The organism is Anabaena sp. PCC 7938, assembly GCF_049315035.1.
GTDB lineage: Bacteria > Cyanobacteriota > Cyanobacteriia > Cyanobacteriales > Nostocaceae > Anabaena > Anabaena cylindrica.
In genome coordinates this window covers 2,251,451-2,278,234 of sequence record NZ_CP186034.1, presented here as the reverse complement: position 1 = coordinate 2,278,234, position 26,784 = coordinate 2,251,451, and the positions used below count along the sequence as shown (strand labels likewise).

General features: G+C 39.6%; 25 protein-coding genes and 1 pseudogene. 17 read left to right on the top strand and 9 right to left on the bottom strand.

Features of this window, described 5'->3' with window-relative positions:
- The first annotated feature begins 33 nt into the window (after positions 1–33).
- The 3 genes from kdpB to kdpC all read left to right on the top strand — a co-directional run bounded on the left by kdpB (position 34) and on the right by kdpC (position 3,144).
- Positions 34–2,100 carry a potassium-transporting ATPase subunit KdpB gene (kdpB, locus tag ACOWPH_RS10515; protein WP_015215333.1) on the top strand — a complete coding sequence of 689 codons (2,067 nt, stop codon included), beginning with the start codon at positions 34–36 and terminating at the stop codon, positions 2,098–2,100.
- A 137-nt stretch (positions 2,101–2,237) separates the two neighbouring features.
- Positions 2,238–2,462: a K(+)-transporting ATPase subunit F gene (gene kdpF / locus ACOWPH_RS10510; RefSeq protein ID WP_015215332.1), complete on the top strand. Its 225-nt coding sequence runs from the start codon at positions 2,238–2,240 to the stop codon at positions 2,460–2,462.
- 73 nt (positions 2,463–2,535) lie between these two features.
- Positions 2,536–3,144 carry a K(+)-transporting ATPase subunit C gene (gene kdpC, locus ACOWPH_RS10505; protein ID WP_015215331.1) on the top strand — a complete coding sequence of 203 codons (609 nt, stop codon included), beginning with the start codon at positions 2,536–2,538 and terminating at the stop codon, positions 3,142–3,144.
- Here the strand turns inward: kdpC and ACOWPH_RS10500 are convergent.
- The 4 genes and pseudogenes from ACOWPH_RS10500 to ACOWPH_RS10485 all read right to left on the bottom strand — a co-directional run.
- Positions 3,141–3,704, bottom strand: a complete 564-nt coding sequence (locus ACOWPH_RS10500; protein WP_015215330.1) for a methylmalonic aciduria and homocystinuria type D protein — start codon at positions 3,702–3,704, stop codon at positions 3,141–3,143. The two genes, kdpC and ACOWPH_RS10500, sit on opposite strands and share 4 nt — an antisense overlap.
- 155 nt (positions 3,705–3,859) lie before the next feature.
- Positions 3,860–4,066: a hypothetical protein gene (locus ACOWPH_RS10495; RefSeq protein WP_015215329.1), complete on the bottom strand. Its 207-nt coding sequence runs from the start codon at positions 4,064–4,066 to the stop codon at positions 3,860–3,862.
- Between the two features lie 158 nt (positions 4,067–4,224).
- Positions 4,225–4,632 (bottom strand): ExbD/TolR family protein, encoded by a 408-nt coding sequence (locus ACOWPH_RS10490; RefSeq protein ID WP_015215328.1) that lies wholly within the window; start codon positions 4,630–4,632, stop codon positions 4,225–4,227.
- Between the two features lie 246 nt (positions 4,633–4,878).
- A pseudogene (locus ACOWPH_RS10485) lies at positions 4,879–4,986 on the bottom strand (transposase); the annotation flags it as partial.
- 339 nt (positions 4,987–5,325) lie between these two features.
- Between ACOWPH_RS10485 and miaB the strand changes: the two are divergent.
- The 4 genes from miaB (at position 5,326) to ACOWPH_RS10465 (ending at position 11,282) form a co-directional block, all read left to right on the top strand.
- Entirely contained in the window at positions 5,326–6,690 is a 1,365-nt protein-coding gene (miaB, locus tag ACOWPH_RS10480) for a tRNA (N6-isopentenyl adenosine(37)-C2)-methylthiotransferase MiaB (protein ID WP_015215327.1), read from the top strand.
- Positions 6,691–6,906: 216 nt separating this feature from the next.
- Positions 6,907–8,694 carry an aspartate--tRNA ligase gene (gene aspS / locus ACOWPH_RS10475; RefSeq protein ID WP_015215326.1) on the top strand — a complete coding sequence of 596 codons (1,788 nt, stop codon included), beginning with the start codon at positions 6,907–6,909 and terminating at the stop codon, positions 8,692–8,694.
- Positions 8,695–8,854: 160 nt separating this feature from the next.
- Entirely contained in the window at positions 8,855–10,027 is a 1,173-nt protein-coding gene (locus ACOWPH_RS10470; protein ID WP_015215325.1) for a DNA cytosine methyltransferase, read from the top strand.
- Between the two features lie 7 nt (positions 10,028–10,034).
- The gene (locus tag ACOWPH_RS10465; RefSeq protein ID WP_015215324.1) at positions 10,035–11,282 is read left to right on the top strand and encodes a restriction endonuclease; all 1,248 of its coding nucleotides are present in this window, start codon (positions 10,035–10,037) and stop codon (positions 11,280–11,282) included.
- A gap of 334 nt (positions 11,283–11,616) precedes the next feature.
- Here the strand turns inward: ACOWPH_RS10465 and ACOWPH_RS10460 are convergent, their stop codons facing one another.
- Together ACOWPH_RS10460 and ACOWPH_RS10455 are read right to left on the bottom strand one after the other, a co-directional pair.
- On the bottom strand, positions 11,617–12,660 hold the full coding sequence (locus ACOWPH_RS10460; RefSeq protein WP_042465107.1) for a cyanophycinase: 1,044 nt from the start codon (positions 12,658–12,660) through the stop codon (positions 11,617–11,619).
- A 174-nt stretch (positions 12,661–12,834) separates the two neighbouring features.
- Positions 12,835–14,022 carry a glycosyltransferase family 4 protein gene (locus tag ACOWPH_RS10455; RefSeq protein WP_015215322.1) on the bottom strand — a complete coding sequence of 396 codons (1,188 nt, stop codon included), beginning with the start codon at positions 14,020–14,022 and terminating at the stop codon, positions 12,835–12,837.
- Positions 14,023–14,330: 308 nt separating this feature from the next.
- Between ACOWPH_RS10455 and ACOWPH_RS10450 the strand changes: the two genes are divergently transcribed.
- Positions 14,331–15,071 carry a Uma2 family endonuclease gene (locus ACOWPH_RS10450; RefSeq protein WP_015215321.1) on the top strand — a complete coding sequence of 247 codons (741 nt, stop codon included), beginning with the start codon at positions 14,331–14,333 and terminating at the stop codon, positions 15,069–15,071.
- An 87-nt stretch (positions 15,072–15,158) separates the two neighbouring features.
- On the opposite strand, the gene lepA is transcribed toward ACOWPH_RS10450, so the two are convergent.
- Positions 15,159–16,970 carry a translation elongation factor 4 gene (gene lepA, locus ACOWPH_RS10445; RefSeq protein ID WP_015215320.1) on the bottom strand — a complete coding sequence of 604 codons (1,812 nt, stop codon included), beginning with the start codon at positions 16,968–16,970 and terminating at the stop codon, positions 15,159–15,161.
- A 508-nt stretch (positions 16,971–17,478) separates the two neighbouring features.
- Between lepA and ACOWPH_RS10440 the strand changes: the two genes are divergently transcribed.
- The 7 genes from ACOWPH_RS10440 to ACOWPH_RS10410 all read left to right on the top strand — a co-directional run bounded on the left by ACOWPH_RS10440 (position 17,479) and on the right by ACOWPH_RS10410 (position 24,264).
- The gene (locus ACOWPH_RS10440; protein ID WP_015215319.1) at positions 17,479–17,715 is read left to right on the top strand and encodes a hypothetical protein; all 237 of its coding nucleotides are present in this window, start codon (positions 17,479–17,481) and stop codon (positions 17,713–17,715) included.
- A 195-nt stretch (positions 17,716–17,910) separates the two neighbouring features.
- A complete protein-coding gene (locus tag ACOWPH_RS10435; protein ID WP_015215318.1) occupies positions 17,911–19,692 on the top strand; it encodes an ATP-binding protein in 1,782 nt (593 codons plus the stop codon).
- Between the two features lie 118 nt (positions 19,693–19,810).
- The gene (locus tag ACOWPH_RS10430; RefSeq protein ID WP_015215317.1) at positions 19,811–22,324 is read left to right on the top strand and encodes a tetratricopeptide repeat protein; all 2,514 of its coding nucleotides are present in this window, start codon (positions 19,811–19,813) and stop codon (positions 22,322–22,324) included.
- Between the two features lie 128 nt (positions 22,325–22,452).
- Positions 22,453–22,749, top strand: coding sequence for a J domain-containing protein (locus ACOWPH_RS10425; RefSeq protein WP_015215316.1), 297 nt, complete (start codon positions 22,453–22,455; stop codon positions 22,747–22,749).
- 96 nt (positions 22,750–22,845) lie between these two features.
- Positions 22,846–23,604 carry a nucleotide exchange factor GrpE gene (grpE, locus tag ACOWPH_RS10420; protein WP_015215315.1) on the top strand — a complete coding sequence of 253 codons (759 nt, stop codon included), beginning with the start codon at positions 22,846–22,848 and terminating at the stop codon, positions 23,602–23,604.
- A gap of 100 nt (positions 23,605–23,704) precedes the next feature.
- Positions 23,705–23,935: a DUF433 domain-containing protein gene (locus ACOWPH_RS10415; protein WP_015215314.1), complete on the top strand. Its 231-nt coding sequence runs from the start codon at positions 23,705–23,707 to the stop codon at positions 23,933–23,935.
- On the top strand, positions 23,932–24,264 hold the full coding sequence (locus ACOWPH_RS10410; RefSeq protein WP_015215313.1) for a DUF5615 family PIN-like protein: 333 nt from the start codon (positions 23,932–23,934) through the stop codon (positions 24,262–24,264). Before ACOWPH_RS10415 ends, ACOWPH_RS10410 begins: the two co-directional genes overlap by 4 nt.
- A gap of 48 nt (positions 24,265–24,312) precedes the next feature.
- Here ACOWPH_RS10410 and ACOWPH_RS10405 read toward each other — a convergent pair whose 3' ends face one another.
- Positions 24,313–24,984, bottom strand: coding sequence for a type I restriction endonuclease subunit R (locus tag ACOWPH_RS10405; RefSeq protein ID WP_015215312.1), 672 nt, complete (start codon positions 24,982–24,984; stop codon positions 24,313–24,315).
- 228 nt (positions 24,985–25,212) lie between these two features.
- On the opposite strand from ACOWPH_RS10405, the gene ACOWPH_RS10400 reads away from it, so the two are divergent.
- Positions 25,213–25,491, top strand: a complete 279-nt coding sequence (locus ACOWPH_RS10400; protein WP_015215311.1) for a ribbon-helix-helix protein, CopG family — start codon at positions 25,213–25,215, stop codon at positions 25,489–25,491.
- The gene (locus tag ACOWPH_RS10395; RefSeq protein ID WP_015215310.1) at positions 25,478–25,897 is read left to right on the top strand and encodes a type II toxin-antitoxin system VapC family toxin; all 420 of its coding nucleotides are present in this window, start codon (positions 25,478–25,480) and stop codon (positions 25,895–25,897) included. The genes ACOWPH_RS10400 and ACOWPH_RS10395 overlap by 14 nt, the downstream gene beginning before the upstream one ends.
- 96 nt (positions 25,898–25,993) lie before the next feature.
- Here the strand turns inward: ACOWPH_RS10395 and ACOWPH_RS10390 are convergent, their stop codons facing one another.
- Positions 25,994–26,569 carry a Uma2 family endonuclease gene (locus ACOWPH_RS10390; protein WP_015215309.1) on the bottom strand — a complete coding sequence of 192 codons (576 nt, stop codon included), beginning with the start codon at positions 26,567–26,569 and terminating at the stop codon, positions 25,994–25,996.
- Between the last annotated feature and the right edge of the window lie 215 nt (positions 26,570–26,784).

The following is a 26,784-nucleotide window of genomic DNA, read 5'->3' as shown; positions in this document are numbered from 1 at the left end:
CGCCCCTCTGTGTTACAAAAACAACTAATTTCCATGACAACTACAAAAACTCGACAACAACGCAAACATACACCCAAAGCCAAAACTGCGGGACTCTACTCCAGGGCATTTAAACAAGCATTTATCAAACTCAACCCACGCAATATGCTGAAAAATCCAGTCATGTTCCTGGTGTGGGTGGGTACGATTATTACAGCCTTAGTGACAATTGACCCCAATTTATTTGGGACTGCAACTGGTAACAACCCGCGACTTTTTAACGGACTAATTACCATAATTCTATTCTTCACCGTTGTTTTTGCTAACTTTGCTGAAGCTGTAGCCGAAGGAAGAGGTAAAGCTCAAGCTGACTCTCTCCGCGCCACAAAAGCTGATGTTACAGCCCGAAAAATTCTCCCTGATGGTTCTATTCAAGAAGTTAATTCCACTAGCTTAAGTCGTGGCGACCAAATTAAAGTTATCTCTGGTGATTTTATTCCCGCAGATGGAGAAGTAATTGCTGGTTTGGCTTCTGTCGATGAATCAGCTATTACCGGAGAATCAGCACCAGTTTTAAAACAACCGGGAACTGATATTGCTAGTTCCGTGACTGGAGGAACTCGCATTATTTCTGATGAATTGATCATTAGAATTACATCAGAACCAGGTCAAGGTTTTATCGACCGCATGATTGCTTTAGTAGAAGGTGCTTCCCGCAGTAAAACCCCCAATGAAATTGCTTTAACTGTACTTTTAGCGGTTTTAACTCAAGTTTTTTTAGTGGTAATTATCACCTTGCCCACAGTTTCAGTTTATGTCAATTCACCCGTTAGTATTGCAGTATTAATCGCTTTATTAGTAGCGTTAATTCCAACTACGATTGGGGGATTATTAAGCGCAATTGGAATTGCGGGAATGGATAGAGTAGCTCAATTTAATGTCATTGCTACCTCTGGAAGGGCTGTAGAAGCTTGCGGAGATATTAACACTTTAGTTTTAGATAAAACAGGAACAATCACTCTAGGAAACCGCATGGCCGAGGAATTTATTCCTGTTCAAGGTCACTCTCTCCAGGAAGTTGCCCAAATTTCCCTTGATTCTAGTGTGTTTGATGAAACACCAGAAGGAAAATCAATCATTAAGTTAGCAGAGAAATTAGGTGCAAAATTAAATTTCGACTCGAAACAAGCAGAAGGTATTGAATTTTCAGCCAAAACCCGCATGAGTGGTATTGATTTAGCGAATGGAGTACAAATTCGTAAAGGTGCTGTAGATGCGATTAAAGGATTTGTCCGTTCTCGAAATGGAAAATTAACCCCAGAATTAGATGTAGCTTATGAGCGAATTTCTAGATTAGGTGGAACGCCATTAGCAGTCTGTCAAGATAGTGATATTTATGGTGTAATTTACCTCAAAGATATTATCAAACCAGGCATTCAAGAAAGATTCGATCAAATGCGCCGGATGGGTATTAAAACCATTATGCTCACAGGAGATAATCGCATTACTGCTTCTGTGATTGCCAAAGAAGCAGGTGTAGATGACTTTATTGCCGAGGCAACTCCAGAAGATAAAATTGAGGTAATTCGTAACGAACAAGCCCAAGGAAAATTAGTCGCAATGACTGGAGATGGTACTAATGATGCTCCAGCTTTAGCTCAGGCAAATGTCGGTGTGGCGATGAATTCTGGTACACAAGCCGCAAAGGAAGCGGCTAATATGGTTGATCTAGATTCTGACCCAACCAAATTAATAGATATCGTCACTATTGGTAAACAATTACTAATTACTCGTGGCGCACTAACTACTTTCTCTATTGCTAATGATGTGGCTAAATACTTTGCCATTATTCCCGCTATTTTTCCAGGTATTGGTGTGAGTAGTCTCAATATTATGGGTTTAGTAAGTACCCAATCTGCTGTTTTATCAGCTTTGATTTACAATGCTTTAATTATTCCGGCTTTGATTCCCTTAGCATTAACTGGTGTAAAATTTAGATCCCTAACTGCTGATCAACTTTTACAACGCAATATTTTTATTTACGGATTAGGTGGTGTGGTTGCTCCTTTCATCGCCATCAAAATCATTGATGTTCTGATTTCATCTGTAGGACTGGCTTAAAATATGAACAGGACGGGCAAGATGCCCATCCCACAAGAATTGCATGAAACTTTTAACTTAATACCAAATAAACTCCGCGTTACTCTGCGCTAACCTCAGCGTCCCTTTGCGTTTAAACTCCATCAACCTCTAAAATCATGAATGAATTATCAGAAATATTTGCAACTTGCCAACGCCATCGCATTCCGGTAAATCTCTTTTTACTGCTTTGTTTGAATGTATTACTAGCACCAGCAGTACAAGCGGCGACACCAGGAGCAGAATCAAGGTTTTCAGCTTACACAATCACTCTATTAGGACTTGTTACCCTGTCTCTTTGTATTTATTTATTTGTTGTAATTTTTCAACCTGAGAAATTTTAATTACTTCCCTGTATCCTCTGCGGTTCGTTAGTCCTAAAAATATTTGATATTTTGTAAATGGAGAAATTTTCAAATGAGTCAGAGATATCAAATTAGTAAAGCGATTCGTTCAACTTTAGTTTTGTGGTTGTTAACAGCTTTTATCTATCCGTTATTTATGTTGATTTCGGGACAAATCGCGTTTTCTAATCAAGTTAACGGTAGCTTAATTACAAATTCCCAAGGAACGGTAATTGGTTCAGCGTTAATTGGTCAACCATTTACAAGCGAAAATTATTTCTGGAGTCGTCCCAGTACTACTAACTACAGCACTGCAAACCCAAAAAATGATGATGCTGGTATTTTGAAAACTGGGGTATCTGGTGCTAGTAACCTCGCTCCCAGTAATCCAGAATTGTTAAAACGCATTAACGGGACTGACGGTGAAATTAATCGTCTGAAAAAAGCGGGTGTAAAACCTACCGCTGATTTAGTTTACACTTCTGGTTCTAGTCTTGACCCTCACATTACTCCTGAAGGTGCGGAGGTGCAAATTGCCAGGGTAGCCAAAGCGCGAGGAGTTCAGCCACAGAAGTTGAAAACTTTAATTTTGCAAAACACTGATGGTCGGTTTTTGGGTATTTTTGGTGAACCTGGGGTAAATGTTTTCAAGCTAAATCTAGCACTGGATAAATTGAGTTAGGTAATTTCAACCTCTATCCAACCATGCAGAGGTGCGATCGCTCTCGTAACTAATTCAATCATTTCTGGGGGTGCTTCGGAAAGCAAAATACTCGGATAAACCGCAGTACCCCATTGAGGATGAACCAGTACGCAACATTGATTTTTAATAACTGCATAATCTAGTAAAGCTTTAGCTACTGCTGTGTCATCGTGGGGAACTGGGCCAGGATGGGAAAGCAAGGGATAGCCAGTGCGGGGATCAATGATGTCTGTTAAATAACCGCGATCGCGCAAATTAAATGCTACGTCACAACCAAACCTCATAAATTTTTCCCGCAATCTTTCTTTTTCTGTTTCTATTTGTGCTGTCTTTTCCTCTAGTTGATATCTTGATTGCTGCAATACAACCACTACCCACAAAAACTGTTGCTGTTTCCAATCTGGTAAAATCTGTTCGCAGTTGGCACAGATATACTGACTGGGATTATGAATGGAAATTTGAACAGCTTGTCCCGTTTTGCCAACTAAATTAATGGGATAGTTTTGCTCTGAAGTGCAAACGCTGGGATAATTCACCACATTTATGCAGGTTTTGCAAAGTTATGATTTTATTCTTTGAATATGATGATAACCCTGAAAACTTCCAAAAAATCATCCCATTCTGTTGATATTTAAAGTTGAGCAAAACAAACATCCAAATTTAATCCAATTTTCGTAACCAATTTTATACCTATTTAACTGAGCTTTAAAGCATTAACTGGAACTTCATCCCAAGAATTGACTAACCGTAATTGTGCAACCCAACCATCTGCTTTTTGCTGCTCGGTTAAACCTTTTTGAAATGATTCATGACAATCTTGAGCTTGAGACTCATCACAACAAGCAATACAGGCATAAATCATCCCCGATGGATCAATTTGCTCATTTACCCAAATTGTCATAGACTTTTCCTTTAATATCTTTTACTAAAACGGTGATTTATAAACAGAATACAGGAGTCAGAATGAATTGGAGAATCATTTCTCATCAATTGTAGAGTCTCCCCGTAGTTTAGGAAAAATCGGTAACGAGTAAAGGTAAAATCTCATTACCAATTATCTCATTTAGGTTTTTGAGTTGCGATCGCTAATTTTGCTCCCTGTACCTGACGCAAACGATCCATAACTCCCACTACTTGACCGTGAGTAGCATTCTGATCAGCGTTAATAATGACTACTACTTCTGTATTAGCACCCATTAATTCCCGCACATTTTCAGCCAAGCTGTTCAGGGTTACTTCTTGACGATTTAAGCTAATTTTGCCACCTTGGTCTACCGTTACCGTAATTGGTACTGCTGCTGATTGTGATTTTGCTGTAGCTGCTTTCGGTAAATTAACTGGTAATCCTTCCGACCGAGTTAAAAATAAAGTTGACATAATGAAAAATGTCAAAATTGCAAAGATGACATCAATCATCGGGACAATATTGATCTGGGCTGGCAAATCTGGCTCGTCGGGTAAACGCATAGAATTTATCAGAAAATAGGCTAAAAACTCTGGAATTGACCCCTGAAAACCGTTGAGATGACGCTCACGGAAGTTCAAAAACTAATGTGTTTTAATCCGGGGATGTACGCGGAGTATTCTCGCAAGGTAAGCTGATTATAGCGTTTTCCACTAAGCGTTAAATACAAAATTACCCCTCCTAAGAGACCATTTATAAAGTAAATCTTTAGACAACAAGACGACGCAACATCACATGAGTCATAACAGCATATCCGTTGTTCGCGAATGCCCACCGCGTTTAGCTGGTGGAATCAAAGCCTCTAAAATTGCCCATTCTGAATCCCTAAGGTCTGTAGAATAAAGCTTTCGCTTCATTGCTTCTTCTGTATATATACTGCATAAACAGTATCCTATCGTTGCCTTTCTACCTGATAACTCTTCTTTAGCTTAACGGGTGACAAGACAGTTGAAGATGAGATGTGGCAATAATTTGAGAAAATAAGGGAGGTAAAAAATAGGGATTCAAGTGATTGATCACTTGAATCCCTTCCCACTAAACTATAAGAATAGGGATCATAGTGAACCGCGAAGACGCGTTCACGTAGCGTCTCAAAGAGAAGCAAAGAGCGCAAAGGAAGAAGGTAGAAGGTAGAGGTTTTCGATAGAATGGTAAATAGATTTAAAATACATGATACTGATTAAGCGTAATTCCCAATGACCACTTCACCCCGTCGCTACCACATTACTACCTTCGGTTGCCAAATGAATAAAGCCGATTCAGAGCGCATGGCTGGCATACTAGAAGACATGGGCTTTGAATGGTCAGAAGATCCTAATGATGCAAATGTAATTCTTTATAATACTTGTACGATTCGGGATAATGCCGAGCAGAAGGTTTACTCTTATCTGGGTAGACAGGCAAAACGCAAGCATGAACAGCCTGATTTAACTTTAATCGTTGCTGGTTGCGTTGCCCAACAAGAAGGTGAGGCATTATTGCGACGTGTGCCAGAATTGGATTTGGTGATGGGGCCTCAACACGCTAATCGGCTTAAAGATTTGCTAGAGTCGGTTTTTGATGGTAATCAAGTTGTCGCTACAGAAGCGATGCATATTATCGAAGATATCACCCAACCACGCCGAGATAGTGAGGTGACAGCTTGGGTAAATATCATTTATGGCTGTAATGAGCGTTGTACTTATTGTGTAGTTCCCAACGTACGAGGTGTAGAACAATCTCGGACACCCGCAGCTATTCGCGCAGAAATGGAAGAGTTAGGGAAACAAGGTTATAAAGAAATTACTCTTTTGGGTCAAAATATTGATGCTTACGGGAGAGACTTACCTGGAGCAACTCCTGAAGGTCGTCACCTGCACACATTGACAGATTTACTCTATTATGTGCATGATGTGCCAGGGGTGGAAAGGTTACGTTTTGCTACTAGTCATCCCCGTTATTTTACAGAACGACTAATTAAGGCTTGCGCCGAATTACCGAAGGTATGCGAACATTTCCATATTCCCTTTCAATCTGGGGATAATGAGCTTTTGAAAGCGATGTCACGGGGTTATACTCACGAGAAATATCGACGCATTATTGATACTATTCGCCGTTATATGCCAGATGCATCCATTAGTGGAGACGCAATTGTGGGTTTTCCGGGGGAAACGGAAGCGCAGTTTGAAAATACAATGAAATTGGTGGATGATATTGGTTTTGATTTGTTGAATACTGCGGCTTATTCACCCCGTCCTGGTACACCTGCGGCTTTGTGGGATAATCAACTAAGTGAAGAAGTGAAAAGCGATCGCTTGCAAAGACTCAATCATTTAGTTAATGTCAAAGCAGCAGAGCGATCGCAGCGTTATTTTGGCAGAATCGAAGAAATCCTAGTCGAAACCCAAAATACCAAGGACAAAACCCAAGTAATGGGACGCACACGCGGAAATCGTTTAACCTTCTTCAACGGTGATATCAACGAACTGCAAGGAAAATTAGTACAAGTAAAAATTACCGAAGTTCGCCCTTTTAGCCTGACTGGAGAACCAGTCGCAGTGCGGGATGCAGTTACGGTATGAGGTAATTGGTAACGGGTAATGGGTAATGGTTATTCTGACTTCTACAAGCCTTCTCCCTAAACCCTCCTCTTCCTGAACTCCGAACTCCGAACTCCGAACTCCGAACTCCTGATTTTTCTTACCCCAAAATGACTACAATTAGTGTTGATGCTGGATAATGGGAAAGCTTTGACTATTTATTCACCCATCTAGCCCGGAAAAAAAGAACTAATCACTATGAGAACTCACTATTGCGGCGAACTCCGAAAAGAGGATATTGGAGAAACTGTTACTTTTTACGGATGGGTAGACCGTCGCCGCGATCACGGTGGTGTGATATTCTTAGATTTGCGCGATCGCACTGGAATTGTCCAAATCGTTAGCGACCCCCAACGCACCCCAGACTCCTACGAACAGGCTAACGCACTGCGGAATGAATACGTTGTCGCCATTACTGGTAGAGTAACACAACGTCCAGACGAATCACTCAACCCCCGCATCCCCACCGGCGAAGTAGAAATCTACGCTGATAAAATAGAACTACTCAACGCCGTCCGCAAACAATTACCATTCCAAGTTTCCATCACTGACACCGAAAACGTGCGGGAAGACTTGCGGTTAAAATATCGTTATTTAGACTTACGACGGGAACGCATGGCGCAAAATATGCAACTGCGTCATCAAGTCGTTAAATCTATGCGTCGCTACTTGGAAGATTTAGAAGGTTTTATCGAAGTCGAAACCCCAATTCTCACCCGTTCCACTCCTGAAGGTGCGAGAGATTATATCTTACCCAGTCGAGTTAACGAAGGTGAATGGTTTGCTTTACCCCAATCACCGCAACTATTCAAACAATTATTGATGGTATCTGGAATGGACAGATATTATCAAATTGCGCGATGTTTTCGAGATGAAGATTTACGCGCAGACAGACAACCAGAATTTACACAATTAGACATGGAAATGAGTTTCATGTCCGAAAATGAAATTATTGAACTTAACGAAAAATTAGTTTGTCATATTTTCAAAACCGTTAAAGGAATTGATTTACCTCGTCCTTTTCCTCGTCTTCCCTACGCGGAAGCCATGAAACGTTACGGAAGTGATAAACCAGATACACGCTACGATTTAGAATTAGTTGATGTTTCCGACGTTTTAAAAGATTCTGGCTTCAAAGTATTTCGAGAAGCTATTGCTAACGGTGGTATTGTCAAAATTCTCCCCATTCCTAACGGTAACGATGCAATTTCTAATGTTCGCATTAAACCAGGTGGAGACATCTTCAAAGAAGCCGCAGAAGCTGGTGCGAAAGGTTTAGCTTATATTCGCGTTCGGGAAGATGGTGAAATCGACACCATAGGCGCAATTAAAGATAATTTAACACCAGAACAAAAGCAAGAAATTCTCACCCGCACAGGTGCAAAAGCCGGTCATTTGTTATTATTTGCCGCTGCTGATACAGTCACTGTCAATAAAACTTTAGACAGAATTCGTCAATTTGTCGCTAGGGAATTTAAGTTAATTGAAAAAGATAAAATTAACTTACTCTGGATTACTGAATTCCCCATGTTTGAATGGAATGCAGATGAAAAACGTCTGGAAGCATTACATCACCCATTTACCGCACCTCATCCTGATGATATCAGTGACTTGAAAACCGCCCGCGCTCAAGCTTATGATTTGGTGTTTAATGGTTTTGAAATTGGTGGTGGTAGTCTGCGGATTTATCAGCGAGAAATTCAAGAACAGGTATTTGAAGCTATTGGTTTATCACCAGAAGAAGCACAAAGTAAATTTGGCTTTTTATTAGAAGCTTTTGAATATGGTACTCCTCCTCATGGTGGTATTGCTTACGGTGTAGATCGTTTGGTGATGTTGTTGTCTGGAGAAGAATCAATTCGTGATGTTATTGCTTTTCCCAAGACACAACAAGCTCGTTGTTTATTAACAGATGCTCCCTCAAGTGTGGACGCAAAACAGTTGAAAGAGTTGCACGTTGCTTCGACTTTTAAACCGAAAGCGTAAGTGATTTAATGTGATATTATTCCCTCTACTAAGTTTTAGTAGGGGGTTTATTTTTGGTTTAAATATGATTTTTTTCACGCAGAGTCGCAGAGGCACAGAGAAGAGCGCAAGAGTATGGTATAAAATTAGAATAAGTTATTCTTAATTAGTTTCACTGTAAATGAAAACAAACAATTTTAAAGCTGTAGAATTATTTGCTGGTATTGGTGGTTTTCGCTTAGGGTTGACAAATGCTAATATTGAAACTATATGGGCTAATGATATCAATCAACTGAGTTGTCAAGTTTATGAAAGTAATTTTGGTAAAGATTCCATAGTTTTAGGAGATATCAACAAAATTCCGATATCATGTATACCCAATCATGATATTTTAACTGCTGGTTTCCCTTGTCAACCATTTAGCCCTGCTGGTAAAAAACTGGGTGTGAGAGATAGTGTTAGAGGCTCTTTATTTGAACGCATCGTAGAAATTATAAATGAAAAACAACCTAAACATTTTTTATTAGAAAATGTCAAAAGACTTTTAACAATGGAAAATGGCTATCATTTCCGAGTTATTTTAAATGCTCTATCTGAATTAGATTATTTTATAGAATGGAGAATTATTAGCCCCATCAGTTTTGGTATACCTCAAAACAGAGACAGAATTTTTATTTTTGGTACTAAGTTCAATTCAACAGATATAACATCTGAAGTTTTAGAAAAAACATCAATTTTTTTAACTCAACCTGATTTAATTGATTTAGAAAATATAGAAATATTAATAGAAAAAAATATGATGCCTATAGATGCTAATAAATGCAAGAATTATAATTGGGGAATTACTTATAAAAATAAAATGTTAACCTTAAATCTTTCTACCTTACCAGATATCAAACCTAGACAAAAATTAAAAGATATTTTGCAAGATGATTTGATAGTAGATGCTCAATTTGATTTTACATCTGATACTTTAGAACGAATTAAAAAAAGTAAGCCTGTAAATCGTTATTGTGATGGTGTGGAATTATTATACAATCAAGATGGAGGAGCAAGATTAGGTTATACAATTTTCGGAATTAATGGAATTGCATCAACATTAACTGCTTCGACTTCAAGACATTATGAACGTTATCAAATAGGTAATAAATTTCGGCGTTTAACTAATGTTGAATATGCGAGATTGATGGGTTTTCCTGATGATTGGTGTCGAGTTGCAAGAATTTATGATCAATATGCTTTATTCGGTAATGCAATTGTTCCTGCTTGTGTAGAATGGGTATGTCAGAGAATTGGTAAAGTAAATATCGAATTTACTAAATCTTCTTGGCAACAATTAAGTTTGGCTATTTAATTTTAAAATGGAATTACTAACACTAGAATCTTTAAAAACGGCAGCACGTAATTTTTGCTCAGAATTAAGTGTAACACAAATTCATAATCTGTATGGGGTTACAGATGGTAAAGCAGTTGGAACTTATGTTGAGTCCACGTTTAATCAATATTTGTCTTCAAGATATGAATATACCCTTGGTAGTGCTGCGTTAGGTATAGATTTTCCGGGACTAGAAGTAGATTTAAAAGTAACATCTATTAAACAGCCTCAGTCTTCCTGTCCGTTTAGAAATGCCAGTCAAAAAGTCTATGGTTTAGGATATAATTTATTAATATTCGCCTACGAAAAAATTGATGATCATAGTTCTCTAACTGCTAATTTAAAATGTCAAAATGTCGTTTTTGTAGCTAAAGAACAAACGGGAGATTATCAAACTACTTATGGAATAATCGAAATTATCCGCCGCAATGGCAATAAAGATGATATTGTAGCTTTTCTAGAGGAACGCAATTTTCCTTTAGATGAAATTGGACGCGAAGCATTAGCAGTAAAAATTTTACAATCACCTCCAGAAATAGGCTACCTCACAATTTCCAACGCTTTACAATGGCGGTTGCAATATAGCAGAGTTATCCAAGTTTCCACCATAGGAATAACAACAGGCATAGAAAAGTTTCCAGAGCATATAGAGTTCCTAAATTCTAAAAAAGATAATGATAAATCAGAATCGGAAATTATAGAAATCTCGGAAACTACACCGCAAGAATCTATAGAGTTTGGATATCAGAAAATTAGAAAAGAATTAGAGTTAGAATTACTTAACCGGGTAAAAAGTTGTTCACCTGATTTTTTTGAAAGATTGGTAGTCGATTTATTAGTAAAAATGGGTTATGGTGGCTCAAGGCGTGATGCTGGGAAAGCTATTGGTAAAAGTGGAGATGGGGGAATTGATGGTATCATTAAAGAAGATAAATTAGGTTTAGATATTGTTTATATTCAAGCTAAAAGATGGGATAATACTGTTGTTGGTAGACCAGAAATTCAAAAATTTGTCGGGGCTTTACATGGACAAAGGGCTAGAAAAGGTGTTTTTATAACTACTTCTAGATTTTCCCAAGAAGCTAGAGAATATGTATCTATAATAGATAATAAAATTGTGTTAATAGATGGACAGGAATTAGCCCAATTGATGATTGATAATCACGTTGGTGTATCAACTGTCTCTATTTACGAGATTAAAAAAATAGATTCTGATTACTTTACAGATGAGTAATTATTAAATAAGTAATTACGCTAAAATATTTATATTTTTTCAGATTCGAGATTATCTGACTTTTTTCTAAATTATTCTTCTTGTTCCCATACTCTATATGGGAATGAATTCTAGAAGGCTCTGCCTATAGCTAACGCTATACTATCAATGAGAGTAGAGGCAGAGCCTCTGTGATAGTATTCCCAGTCAGAGACTGGGAACAAGATATGAATTTTCTCTACTTATTCCTATAAGGGTTTAGCACTGCTAAACCCCTACTCTTACTAAAAAAATTTTCAGTAAGCTCTACCAATTTTTGATTTTCGGTTACGCTAAATTTCTGAACTCTACTCAATTAATAAGGATCTGAGTCAAACCTTCCCCGTTTCACACTTCTGAGATAATAACCTTTAGTAGGCATTTTGTTTAAATCAAAAGTATCACCTCTGGGGACTCTCCAGATTTTGTAGTTAGAAAAAGTGAGAGGACTTCCAGGTTGACAGACTTCGGGTAAATGATCTCCCAAAACAAAATATGCTGCACCCTTACCCATGACTTTTGCAATTCCGTATTTATCAACAAGTAAAGATGTTTCTTCACTAATTGCTATACCTAAAGCAGTTGCAGATACACCATCTTGAATTTGACGCGCAATAAAAACCATAATTCTACCCATTCTTTTGCGTTCATCAAAGTGGGTATCAATGATGGTTTTTCGCAAATATTTCCATTGAAAAAAGTTATAGCTAAAGGTGACATTCCGGTAAGGATCGTTAAGCACCTCTGTACTTTCAATGCTGTCTTCACAAGCGCAAGAATCATAAATATATTCACTTTGAATCATTGCACCTGCACTTGTACCACCAATAGCACCGCCTTTATCGTAAACTGATTTGACAGCTACTTCTAATTTTGTATTTTTCCAGTTGCGAATATATTCACATTGATCACCACCAGCAAAGAAAATTACACCAGCATTTCTGACTTTATCAAAAATATCAGTTCTGTTTGCTTCTTGTCTGTTACTAATGATTAAAGTTTCTACATAATTCACCCCTCTCATCCGATAAATTAACTGATTGTAATCATCGTTACCAGCAGCGCGAATCACTAAAACATTTACTTTGGTGTCAGAGTTAGAACCTCCTCTAACACTGTTAATCATCCACTGGATAGCGTCATCGACATCATTACCTCCCCCACCCAAATTATGCACAGGGCCGGCTAAAAGGGGCAATTTATAACCTGTTTTTGCTGAGGGAGGACGAACATCGGTGGTGATGTCTCGAAAATAGCGCTTCAAGTTTGCTGTGAGTTGGTTTATGATGCGGTTTACCATCCTCAACAACGTAGTTCTTGCATTCTTCAAACGCTTTGTTATGGGGAATGCTCTTGTCATACTAATTTTTTGGCGCAAACAGCAATTATTGCTAACTCTCTCACCAGAAAGGGTAAAATTCCCAGCGTACAGGACTTGTAATGTTTTTTTACGCCAAAAATCTAGAGTAATTTTTAATTCTCGCTACTACTCTGCAAAAACCTCAGTTTTGCTTTGTGTTAAAAGACTAATCCATTACCAATCAATTTGCGATCGCTCTTTTACCACTCTTTCATATACTGCCTCTGTCCGTTTGGCTAATTTCGGCCATCTAAAACGTCGTTCTAAATCTTGATAAGCATTATCCACTAACCATTGTTGATAACCTGGATTTTTTAAAACTTCCAAAATTCCCCAAGCTAAAGAGTCGGAATTGTTTGCCCAAGTTACAATTCCTGTTTTGGTATGTTGCACTACTTCAGGAAAACCACCCGTATCTGAAACTACGACTGGTACACGAGAAGCAAAGCTTTCTAAAGCCACAATCCCAAAGGGTTCGTAAAGACTAGGAAAAACTGCACAGTCTGCAATTGTTTGGAATTTATCCAAGTATTCGTCAGATAGGAAACCAGTAAAATAGCATTTATCCCAAATTCCTAAATCCCCAGCTTGACGCTTGAGATGGTCGGTATTACCACCACCAACTATTACAAATTTAACATATCCTCCCATTTGCCAAAGCACCTTAGGAGCCGCATTAAGTAATACAGGTACACCTTTTTCATAGGTCATCCGTCCAAGGTAATAAACTATTTTTTCATGATCAGCGGCAAATTGGCGACGAAAATCTTGAGCATGAAAATCTTTGTGATGTTGTTTTTTTTCGGGGCGAATACCATTATAAATAACATCTATTTTGTTTCCAGGACTCTGTAGTGTTCTCACTACTTCTCCACGCATATATTCAGTACAGACGATAATTCGCCAGGCGTTGTAAGTTAACAACTTTTCCTTACCGCTAATATACATTTGTGTGTCATTATAAATACCATTGTAGCGACCGTACTCTGTCGCATGGATAGTAGCAATTAGTGGGATTTTAAAAGTATGCTTGAGTGCGATCGCTGCATCTCCAACTAACCAATCATGGGCATGGATAATATCAAAGCCGCCCTCCTCTATGATCAATTTACCACCGTGGTCTCCCATACTATCGTTTAAATTTGCTACCCAGTGAAAAAAGTCGTTACCTGGTTCTACTGGTACGCGATGAATATGAATACCCTCAATTACTTCGTACAGTGATGCTTGATTAAATTCAGGTGTAATCAGGTGAATGTCATGTCCTAGCTTCACCAGTTCTGGGTATAATTCGGCTACATGACGGGCAATTCCTCCCACTATCCTCGGCGGAAATTCCCAACTCAGTACTAGTATTTTCATTTACGCAACTCCCCGATGATTTACAAAACTTAGAAAAACTTTTAAAAACTATATTTGTCTCAAAATACAAGTCTGACAATGAGGATAAGAATGATTACTAAAGCTTTTTAATTTTTCTTTTTAATTTTTTAAGAGTTTTTTTTCATAAAGCTTATCAGAGTTGTCAAACTTAGGGAACTATTTGAGATTTTAAAATACCCAAAGAGTGCGATTGTGCGGATTGCAGTGCTGGAGGCAATCGCACTGCTCACTCCCAGAGGATAAACTAAATTATAGAAACCCAAACCGATACAAGTAGGCCGTTCATCATGGTACAACAGGCTTTTTCAACTGAACTTGCTGCTGAACCCGATATCAGCCAGATTATTACTGAAAATGATACCCCAGTGGATAATTTTCTCTCGGAAAAACAACAGCGTCTATTAACAGAAGTTTTATATAATGCTTGGCTGCCTCCCACGGAGTCACAAACCTTTATCGCAGCAGCCAATGTGGGAGTTTTTTATAACATCGGTTTACCCCCGCTTGTACCGGATGTTTTCCTTAGTTTAGATGTCACCATGCCGGAAAATTGGGGAGAGAAGAAGAACCGGAGTTATTTTAATTGGCAGTTTGGTAAAGCACCAGATGTAGTGATAGAAATAGTTTCCAACCGGGAAGACAATGAATTAGGTTCTAAATTAAAAGATTATGCTCGCATGGGTGTCTGGTATTACGCCATATTTGATCCCTTGGGAATGTTGGGAGATCAGCTACTGCGTACTTATAAACTAGGAATTAGACAATATTTAGAAACGGATGATTTCTATTTTCCAGAAGTAGGTTTAGGTTTAACTTTGTGGGAAGGAGTATTTGAGGGGAAACAAGATATTTGGTTGCGTTGGTGCGACAAAGCTGGAAACATTTTACCTACAGGTACAGAAAGCGCACAACAAGCTCAACAGGAAGCTCAAGCCGCAAAACAGGAAGCCGAACTAGCTCAACAACGCATTGCACAACTAGAAGCGCAGTTAAGAGCTTTGGGAATAGAACCGCAGGGTAATTCGTAATCAGGAGGAAAATCTCAGTTAGTCAGTTGGTTTGGGGATAGGTTAGAGGTTTTTCTGCCCTTTTCCCCTGGAACCAAAGACGTGATCCTAATTTTGATCTAAACGCAGCACAGCCATAAATGCTTCCTGTGGTACATCCACTGTACCTACTGCTTTCATGCGTTTTTTACCCTTGGCTTGCTTTTGTAAGAGTTTCTTTTTGCGGCTAATATCACCACCGTAGCATTTCGCCAAAACGTCTTTCCGCATAGCTGGGATGTGTTCACTGGCAATGACTTTACTGCCAATAGAAGCCTGAATGGGAACTTTGAATTGATGACGGGGAATCAGTTCTTTGAGCTTTTCAGCCATTGCTCTGCCGACATTGTAGGCTTTATCTCTATGAACAATCATCGCTAAAGAATCTACAGGCTCACCGTTAATCATGATATCCAGCTTCACCAAATGATTCTCACGGTAGCCAATGATATGATATTCCATACTGGCATAACCGCGCGATCGCGATTTCATTTGATCAAAAAAGTCTGTAACTACTTCTGCCAAAGGTAACTCATAGGTGAGTGTGGTTCGTCCTTGGGTGAGATATTTCATATCTTTGAAGATACCCCGGCGATTCTGCGACAACTCCATTAAAGCGCCCACGTAGGTTTCAGGAGTAATCATTTCTACTTTGACATAGGGTTCTTCTATTCTTTCGCGTTCATTAGGAGAGGGTAAGCGACTAGGATTATCAATGTATAGTTCCTCCCCTTTGACCGTAATCACCTTATAAACAACCGATGGGGCTGTGATGATTAAGTCCAAATTATACTCACGTTCTAGGCGTTCCTGGACAATTTCCATGTGCAGTAAACCTAAGAACCCACAACGGAAACCAAACCCCATAGCACTAGAAGTTTCTGGTTCATAATGCAGGGCTGCATCATTGAGTTCGAGTTTTTCTAAAGCTTCCCGCAAATCTTCAAATTGATCGGCATCAATGGGGAACATCCCGCAAAAAACCATGGGGTTGGCTTCGGTGTAACCAGGTAAAGCTTCTGTGGCTTTTGCTTTTGCTAGGGTAATGGTGTCTCCTACCCGTGCATCAGCTACAGCCCTAATTGATGCGGCTAAATAGCCCACTTCCCCAGCGTGTAGTTCTTCAACTTGTTTTTGGGTGGGAGAAAGAACGCCTATCTCGTCAATATCATATTCTTTCCCAGATGCCATCAAGTAAATGCGATCGCCTTTTTTGACACTACCATCCATCACCCGGAAGTAAACAATTACGCCCCGGTAACTATCATAGTAACTATCAAAAATCAACGCCCGTAATCGTTCATTAATGATATCTGGCGCTGGTGGTATGCGATCGACAATAGCTTCTAAAATTTCTGGAACACCAATTCCCTCTTTAGCAGAAGCCAGAATCGCACCACTGCAATCTAAACCAATAATTTCTTCAATTTCACCAATTACCCTGTCAGGTTCTGCTCCTGGCAAGTCGATTTTATTCAAAACTGGGATAATTTCTAGATTATGCTCCAGTGCCAAATAGACATTGGCCAAAGTTTGTGCTTCTACACCTTGGGAAGCATCCACTACTAACAAAGCGCCCTCACAAGCAGCCAGAGAACGCGACACTTCATAAGAAAAGTCTACGTGTCCAGGAGTATCAATTAAATTTAAAACATACTGCTGGCCATCCTTAGCAGTATAGTTCATCCGGGCAGCTTGCAGCTTAATTGTAATGCCGCGCTCCCGTTCCAGATCCATGTTGTCGAGAAACTGTTCTTTCATCTGTCGATTTTCTACAGTCCCAGTGGCTTGTAGGAGGCGATCAGCGAGAGTAGATTTCCCGTGGTCAATGTGAGCAATAATACAAAAGTTACGAATGCGAACTGCGGGAACGTCAGTCATATACCATTTTTGCTTCAGCAGCAAACAAAAGTTAAAGCTATTTACTTCATGTATTTTAATGCTTTCTTAGGCAATGAGTAATTGGTAAAATGATTTCCTTAATTCCCACTCTCTAGATAGGTGAATTTTTAATAATATTATGAAAGTCTAATGATAGCTGCTAGTATTTTTCAACCAAGAGCATACAATAAATAAGCATTAATTACACCAAAGGGACATTACCCCGAAAGTGAGGCGTAATTGACCAAAACCGTATAGCGCTTAAAGCCGTCCGTACCGTACTGGTGATTTGCGTTGAAGCATATTTAAGAAAAGCTAAACCCGGATTTCTCACCTACTGAGCATTTTGATGAAAATTGTCACTTAGAATCTAATCCTGTTATTTTGGTACTATTTCTATGAGCTATGAAACTGTACTTTTCATAATTTGTCGGTGAAATAGCCTAAATTATCAGCAGAACTGATCGACATATCTTTAGACAAAAACATTTTCAGAGCATTTAAACCCATGAATATGCAAGAAAAACCTACCGATGTGGAAAAAAAACACCCCGATAAGGTAGAAATAGCTGTTCGTCTAGACTCCGAGTTAATAGCGCAAATTCAGCATCTTACAAATGATCCCAGTAAAGTGATTGAGGTTGCTATCCGTCAATGGTTACGGGGAGATGTACCTAGAGATGATGAGTTAACACGCACTCCGATGCGGACACCAGTTCCTCCTCGTGGTGAATGGAACGATTGAAATTAGCTATCAAAGCTATCAATTACCTGCGCTCTATACCCCTTGATGATAAGAAATGTAAATTTTAAGGCTCCAGATTCCAAAAAAGTCAGAAATACACAATCGAAAATGTAAAAGCTGTAAAACTTTATGCCAAAATTTAAACAGCTTTAGTACAACTACGGTGGAAAGCAATTTGTCTATCCAACTCGATTAATGACTATTACTGCGAACACCCAATTGGCGAACTTATTTTCTCAGAACCTGGAATCTATCAACCGCAGCACTGATGGCCTATTAGCAACTCTCGGATCTGAGTTGGTATATACGCAAGATAGAACTGGGCGTTATCTGACATTTGATTGGCAGCATAGCGAATTCCTAGATTTAAAGACTGAGAAAATACTTGATGTGCTTAATAAGCATAAAACCTTTACTCCAGTAGATGAAGTTGCCTATCTGGAAAGATTACAGCGAATTTTGACGAATCTAGTTCCAGAAAGGGTCCAGTGCTGGTTTAAATGCAGTCAGGATTTATTAGAGTTGGAGTTGACAATTACTCCGATTATGCCGCGATTGGGTCAAGTCGCGACGACAGTTTTGGTTATGGGGCGGTTGTTGCAAGCTAGAGTTAAAACTCAAGTAGTGAATCAGGAATCCAAACAGCCTTCACAACCAGAACTGATTTTACCTTCGCTGAAAACGTCGCAGGTGTCGCAGCAACACCAAAAATTATTAAATAAAATTACCAGAAATATTCGGCGGACACTGAATTTAGATGTTATTTGGCAGCAAACAGTTGACAGTTTAGGAAAGGTACTCAAACTAGAACGTTGTGTTATCTGTCCTTATCAGCCCAATATAACGAAAGTCCAGGTCATCGCAGAGTATCACCAACCAGGCTTAGATCCCATGCTTGGCTCAGAAATAGACATATCTTCTGAGCCTACTTTTGCTCAAGTTTTGGCAACTTTAGAACCGATGGTAATAGAGTTTCCAGTTCCGAATAATTCTCAAAAACAAAAATTTTTACTGGTGGCTAGTTGCTATCAAGACCAAGCGAATGCCTTATTTGCCTTAAGCTTAAGCAATGAATGCCATATATTAACAGAAAGTGAACTGGAATTGAGCAGAGAGCTTGCAGACCAGTTAGGAACTGCGATCGCTCATGCTACCTTATATAAAGAACTAGAAGAGGCACGGCAACAAGCGGAAGAAGCTTCACGCCTAAAAAGTGAATTTCTGGCCAACGTATCCCATGAAATTCGTACCCCTCTCAACGGCATGATTGGGTTGTTAAAGCTGATTTTGGAAGGGATGGCAGATGGGCCAGAAGAGCATGAATTTGTACAAGATGCTCATGACTTATCCATTCATCTCCTCAGTATTCTTAATGATATTTTAGACTTTGCCAAAATTGAAGCTGGCAAAATGGACATCCGCTGCGGTCCTGTCAGACTCCATGAGTTATTCACTGATGTAGAAAACTTTGTGCGTCCCCAAGCCGAGATGAAAAACCTCAGCTTTCAGATCCAAATGCCGACTACATCCGATGAAATCATCGTCCAAGGTAACTACCGAAGGTTATTACAAGTGTTGCTGAACTTGGTAGGCAATGCCTTAAAATTCACTAACGAAGGTGGTGTCACCATCAGTGCCGATTTAGTCCTCAAAAAAGGCAAAGGCAAATTACAATCACAGATATTACCTGGCATGGTGAAGGTAAGAGTTGCAGATACTGGTATTGGTGTTTCTTTAGACAAACAAGATAAATTGTTTCAATTATTTTCTCAGGTGGATGGTTCCCGCACTCGTCATTATGGTGGTACAGGTTTGGGACTAACAATATCCCAAAAGCTAATAGAGGCTATGGGGGGTGAGGTACATTTTTACAGTTTAGGCGAAGGGTTGGGATCAACTGTCACGTTTACCGTCCCACTTTATCAACAACCAGTGTTGTGTTCCCCTAGCGAGTGCGAGATAGAAACTCAATTTTAAAAGGGAACGGGAAACACGAAATGAGTGTAATGTAGGATTTATAGAAATTAAGAAAGTAGTTGGAGCCGCCCTTAACTATGAGGGTAAAAATTAAAAAACAATTAGGGAAGAAAGCCCAGTGGCTAAACATCAGTCGAAACAGCGCTCACAACAACAGGTCTCTAGTACAGAGACAAAAGTTGCTGGAAAATCTTTCCAGATGCAACTGCAAGAATTGCTAAACCAGAAAAAATATCGGCAGGCATTGGAAGAAATCAAGAAAAATCAGCGATCGCATCCTGATATTGAATTCACCCCCAAAGAATCAGAGATTTGGTTGCTACGGGGTCAGCAAGAATTCCAAAAACAAGACTTTAAACAGGCAGAAAAATCCTTTGCTCGCGCTCTAGAATCTGGTTTGGTGGGAGAAGTTCACTACTGGCAAGCTAAATGTTTGCTGGAGTTGAAACAATTAGATGCAGCGCTAAAATTGCTTAGAAATGCTTTTGAAGCAGGTAATCTACCGAAAGAGTACAGTATCTGTTATCTAAAACTCTTGTTACTCAAAGGAGATACCGCTACAGTTGAGCAGTTAATTGAGGAACAATCTAAACGCTTTAGTGCTAATCAACTCCACTGGGTACGGGGTGTTCTAGCACTCAAAAATGGGCAAGCAGAAACAGCTTTAACATCTTTTATGAAAATTAAGCGAGCCGTCACCGATGGAGATTTGCCCATAGCTTGGATTGTTTACACTCAACAAGTAAGCGGTAATTGGGATGCTGCGGCTCATCTTTTGGGGTTGAAATCACTTTCATATGGTCAACCAAAGTATTTGGAGCATCCAATTTTAGAGCGATTGGCAGTGTTTCAACAGGGAAAAACAGAACAGAAACCCTTCCAATCTCTAAATTCACGAACAACAGTAGATAAAAATAGCCAAGAGGCATTAACAGTGTTGCGAATGCTGCAACTGATTGACCAAGGTGATCACCATGAGGCCGCACATCTGTTGTTGAAGATAGAGCGACGTTCCCCACGCTTTCCAGAACTAGAAAGTCTGCGTCCACTGCTATTGACCCTAGCCGGACAACAAGCACTGAATCAAGGTGAACCAAGCTGTGCTGAACTATTCTGGCAGCCTTTGTTGACAGAGCAACCCTTTAACCCCCAACTGGCAATCAATCTCTTAGAAGTTTTCGATGCTAATGATAACGATCAAGAACGCCCACGTCTGTTGACGCGGTTTTTGAAGTGGTTAGAGCAGGAAGCGAAACAAAAACCTCAAGAATGGACTGCACAACGATTGAAAGCGACCCAAGCACATCTCCACTGTTGGATGGCAGATGCTTACATGGCAATAGATCGCTCCCGTGCAGCTTTGGGATCTGTGCAACAAGCAGAACGTATCTGTCCGACATCACCAGAGGTACTGGGGCGTAAGGGATTAATTGAGGCAGCAGAAGACAATTATACTGAAGCGATCGCACTGCTGACCCAAGCATTAGAAAGTGGATGTCGGTATGAAGAAGTTTATGGGATGTTGCTGCACTGTTGGAAAAGACTAGATAACAAACAAGCATTCAATGAAGCTCGGCGCAAATTTGGCAAGCATTTTGGCGACGTGAATATTGAAACTGAAGTAGAAACATTACCTTGGATAGATGCTTTATCTACGTTAAGTTATCCCTTATTTAGTCGTTTTGTGGAGGCAGAAGATCCGAAAGATCCGGCTATCCGTGCTTGTCAGATATTCGTGAATTCAGTCCAAAGTCCGCCTAATTCCGGTGGTCGAGTTTCATTAGACCAAAAAGCAGCAGCCCAAGTATGGGATACTCTCCTAAAAAGATTAGCAGGTGAAGAACAAATTGCTGTCTTGCAAGCGATCGCTCTTTCTATCCAACTTTTCGCCAAACGAGAAAAAGGCATCGCCGCTTTAATCAGTCAGTATCAACAAAAGTTAATCAACCTATCTATAGAATACCCAGAAGCTAGAGTTGCCAATTTAGTTATCTTAGCCGTCAAAGAAAATAGTCCCAAAAAACTAGAGATTCCCGTGCGTTTCTACCTCGATACCATGCCCCAACCAGGCAACGCTTTAGCAAATATTCAACTCCAAGCCCGCCGTTTTGGCGAAATTACAACCCTTGTCCCGTTCCTAGATGAAGCACTACGTCGGGAACCACAAAACCCTTTATTGCTATTAGCCAGAGCCACTACTTATGACGTTGATCATCCCAACTATGAACAATTAAAACAACAGGGATTTGAATTAGCTCGTCGTCTACAAGATGCCAAAGCCTTACAAGCATTTCGGGAAGAACAGGCATTTCTCAATAATAGAGAAACCCAGAGCGTCATGCCAGATCCAGAACAATTTGACAATCTCGATATGTCAGATATGGATGATTTATTATCAGGAATGCTGAAGAAATTATTGGGCAACAAAATGTCTAAGGCGGAGTTTGAACGGATGCTTCCAGAACTCAAGCAAATGATGTTAAATAGAATGCCTGATTTTTCAGATGATGAAGATGAAGACGAAGATGAAGAAGATGATGAAATAGATTTAGACTTTCTCTTTAGAAACTCATCATCTACATCTAAAAAACGCAAGGGTAGAAAAAAAGCAGGTTTTCAGGAATTGTTGTAAAAGTCAGATATCAAGAATAATTGTAGATTGCTTCCCGTTCGCAAAGCGTGCCGTAGGCATAGGGTACGCGGATAAACGCAGATGAAGACTGATAGTTGAATTGATGTCATCTTGATTAGGAATTATTTATGACTGACTACTACGAACGTTTAGGAATTTCACCAGGAGCAACCAGCGCCCAAATTAAAGCGGCGTATCATGCCAAACTCCGGGAATTTCCTGCTCATACTTATCCACAAGAATTTAAGGAAATTCGAGTAGCTTACGAGGCACTTCGTAAAGGAGAGACAAATCAACATGAGGACTTTTTGAAAGTTCGTCCCCTAGAAGCAGAACTAAATCCAGAGATCTTAAGACAGTTGCGAGAAAAAGCCCTAGCTCAACTAGAAGTTAGCTTAGATGATTTAATTCGTGCGACATTTTAAATAATTCGTAATTCGTAATTGTTAGTTACTGATTTTTATAATGCCCGCTAACTATTGACCAATGACAAATAACCAATGACTAATCACCAATAACAAATGACAAATGACAAAGAAGCTTTATTTACCAAATTTCTAGATTATTTACAATCAGAACAACTACCTCCTGAATATTTAGGTGAGGCACCATCATCGGCTAATTCCTTTGATCCCTACCAAATGGTGGCAGAATGGACTGCGCTACGTCATGAAGTCAAGCAACAGGGTAAATTATTGCGTTCTACTCAAGATGCTCTGGTGCAAGCATTGGACATAACTCGTGCAGATCAAGAACATCTGCAAATGCGTTTGGAAGAAAGTCAACAACAAGCATCGGATAAATTTGAGCAGCAGCAGGAGAAACTACTCAAAGATTTACTGGGTGTTGTGGATGCTTTAGATCAGGCTTGTACTTACTGGCAAGAGGAACTAGAAGCATTATCTACTACCTCAATCTCAAAACCAGCAACACAAAAAGGCTTCTGGGAAAAGCTAGGAGATTGGATTAATGGCAATTCTACCCAATCTATTACATCAGAAAAATCACCAATATCAGAATCATTAACTGAAATTTTCACCAGCAATCAACAAGGAGTAGAGTTAATTAGGCGATCGCTTTTAGAAATCCTCAAACAACGTCGTGTTGTTCCCATTGTCGCCCAAGGTAAACCCTTTGACTCCCAGACGATGTATGCTGTAGGTCGTGAGTATAGAGCAGATATTACAGATAATACCGTGATTCAAGAAGTAGTACGGGGTTATTTATGGGGAGATAAAGTCTTGAGAGAAGCCCAGGTGATTGTAGCGACACAAAAATAGATGAGTAACTTATTCAGAGCAAAATCCTAGTTGAAAGATGTCCGCTGAATTGCTTTATTTCGGTAAAATATACGAATGCAACTAATGATTGTAAAAACCTATGAACTACCGAGACATCATTACAATTGAGCCTGAGAAACGCGGTGGTAAACCCTGTGTACGTGGTTTGCGGATTACGGTCTATGAAGTGCTTGAATATCTGGCTTCTGAGATGACTGAAGCAGAAATTCTCGACGATTTTCCCGATCTGACGCGAGAGGATTTAAAAGCCTGTATTGCTTATGCTGCTGACCGTGAGCGTCGGTTTATGACTACACCATTATCTGCATGAAATTACTTTTCGATGAAAACTTGTCGCCCAAGTTGTCGAACCGTTTGAGCGATCTTTTCCCAAATTCTCTTCACGTTCGAGATGTGGGTATGAAAGCAACGACTGACCCAGTAGTTTGGAATTATGCAAAAGACAATAATTTGATGATTGTCTCGAAAGATGCGGATATGCACGACCTGAGTTTAGTCTTTGGAAATCCACCTAAAGTTATTTGGCTTCGTCTGGGAAACTGTTCGACATTACAAGTTGAAAATTTGCTGCGCCGGAATTTTAGCGCGATTAAATTATTTCATGAAGATGAGAATTTATCGCTGCTTGCTCTCTCATGATGTACCAATGACTTTTGATATACTTCCAGGTTTTTATAAATGGAGAAGTCATAATGGCGATAGCGAATCGCCAATATAAGCTCCAATTTGTTTAAGTCCCTGCAAAACTTGGATACGTTCTGCTGTATTTTCAAGTAACCGATAAGTATGTGATCGCGTATATTGAGGGACATTTTGGTGGCGATCGCCTCCGGCGCGTGGAACACGATCGCATTTCAAAAACAATACTTCTCTTCCGTTTGTCACCATTCCATAGCAACTTGACTGCAAATTAGGCGCGCTCAATAAGTAGGTCAGTGCTTGAGGAATTCCTGCGGTAACGTCTAGCCTTGCAGGTTTTGATTCGATTACCAAAATCCAAAACCTATCTTGGATTACCAAAATATCAATTCTGCCTTGAACCACCATACCATTAGCTTCATCAGCAACTTCGATACTGGTACTTACTTCTGCTTTTACCAAAAAAGGAGATTGATAGAAACCAGCCAAATCTAGCAATGGCGATACCACGACAAGCTTAACAATTTCTTCAAGGGGCGGTTCTTCTTGACTGAGATAGTTATAGTTGCGAGTGAGGCGATCTAGTCCTTGTAGTTCCGCTTCGGTTAGTGTTGGTGAATTATTTAACCATTCATCAAAAAAGCGATCGCTAGTGTCAAGTCTCAAGCCAAAGGTTTGACGGAGGTTGCTAAGGGTAAGGCTACTAGCATTTGTAATCACAGTTAAATCCTTGTAGTAATTACATGAACTTTGGAAGTTTAGGAATTTGATTTGGGTTCTAATACTTAATATACGATACATAGCAGGAAAAGAGCGATTACTAGGTCGCGCTAGTTCCCTCCGGGACGCTTTGCGTTGGCGTTAGCAATACGCTATCGCCCTATGAGGCAACTACTTGAGAACTACTTAACTTTGAATTTTTGATCTATAGTATTGTCATACAGAGTTATGACAAGCAAAAATATGAGAGTTAATGTAAGGCTCGATAGCGATCGCGCTAGTAAGTTTAATTACATTCGCCAGCGGACAAATCAAGGTGTGTCTGACATTATGAAAGTGGCGATCGATCTTTATTATGAAAAATTACATCAAGAATCCCCTGTAAAACCTTTGCAACTCCTTAGAGAATCAGGGCTAATTGGTTGTGCTGAAGGGGACTCTGATTTGTCGGTTAATTACAAGCAATATCTCACTGAAAGTCTTAACGAAAAATATGGTCATCGTTGATTCTGGCTTTTGGATAGCACTAATCAATCGCCGTGATGATTATCATGTTCTCGCTCAAGAAGTTCTAGATACGATTGATGAGCCTCTGGTTACAACATGGTGTGTGATTACGGAAGCTTGTCATATTCTCTTGAAACGTACAGGTACAAATGCTCAACAGACGTTTATTCATAGCTTAGAAATTGGTGCTTTTGAGGTTTTTGATCTCAACGTTCAAGATGGGAAAAGAATCAGTGAATTGATGAATCAATATAGTTCTCTGCCAATGGATTTAGCGGACGCTTCATTGATTATTCTTGCCGAACATTTGGGGCATGGGCGGATTCTATCTGTTGATTTTCGGGACTTTAATACTTACCGCTGGAAAAATCGTCATCCTTTTGAGAATTTGATGTCTATTAACTAAAAATCATGACTCACAGTAATTGCGATCGCCTTGAGGAGATTGATTGTTGATGCGATTCCTGCGGAGCGCTTCGCTATCGCTAACTAATCAATTCCCTTAAAACGCCAAAGTTCTAAACAATTCGCTGACTGGAACATTGAAGTTTAAAATTACATCTTCTCCATCTAAAATATCATCACCCCGCAATAGGCAATCAGGCTGAGGGCTATGGTAAACCAGCACATATCTTTCATCAGGATGGATTACCCACAGCAGTCTAGTTCCACTTTCAAAATATTCTTCAATCTTGTTATGAATTTCGTCAAAAGTGTTGCCTGGAGAGATAATCTCAACAACTAGATCGGGCGCACCATCAAAAAAGCCTTTAGGCAATCGTTTTAGCCCAATCAATCGCTCTTTACTAACAAAAGAAATATCGGGCGATCGCTTATTATCTCCCTTCATTTTAAATGCTGTACTGGAGTCGCAAGTAACGCCAAGATTATGCTGCCTTACAAATATCTCGATTAGCCCACCGAGGAATATGCCAATATTCCCATGCTCCATGCCTGAATTGCCCAAGTTTACCAACTCTCCATCTACAATTTCGTAACGATTGCCATCATCAGCTAAAGCCATAAACTCTTCATCAGTCCAAACTTTATCCTTTATTCTTTCTAAGATAACTGTCATATTTATTCAAGTCCTTGTAATTTTTACACAAAGCGATTCGTTTACATGACTGGCTGAGTGATTTCTTTATTTAATACTAACCCAAATATAAATCCAATTTCATCCCCACAACAAGCGATCACCCGAACTCACGACTCACAAAAATAGCGATCGCCGCTATCGCCCACAAATCACGACTCAAAGTACTAGCGATCTCATACAGCAAAATCTTTAGC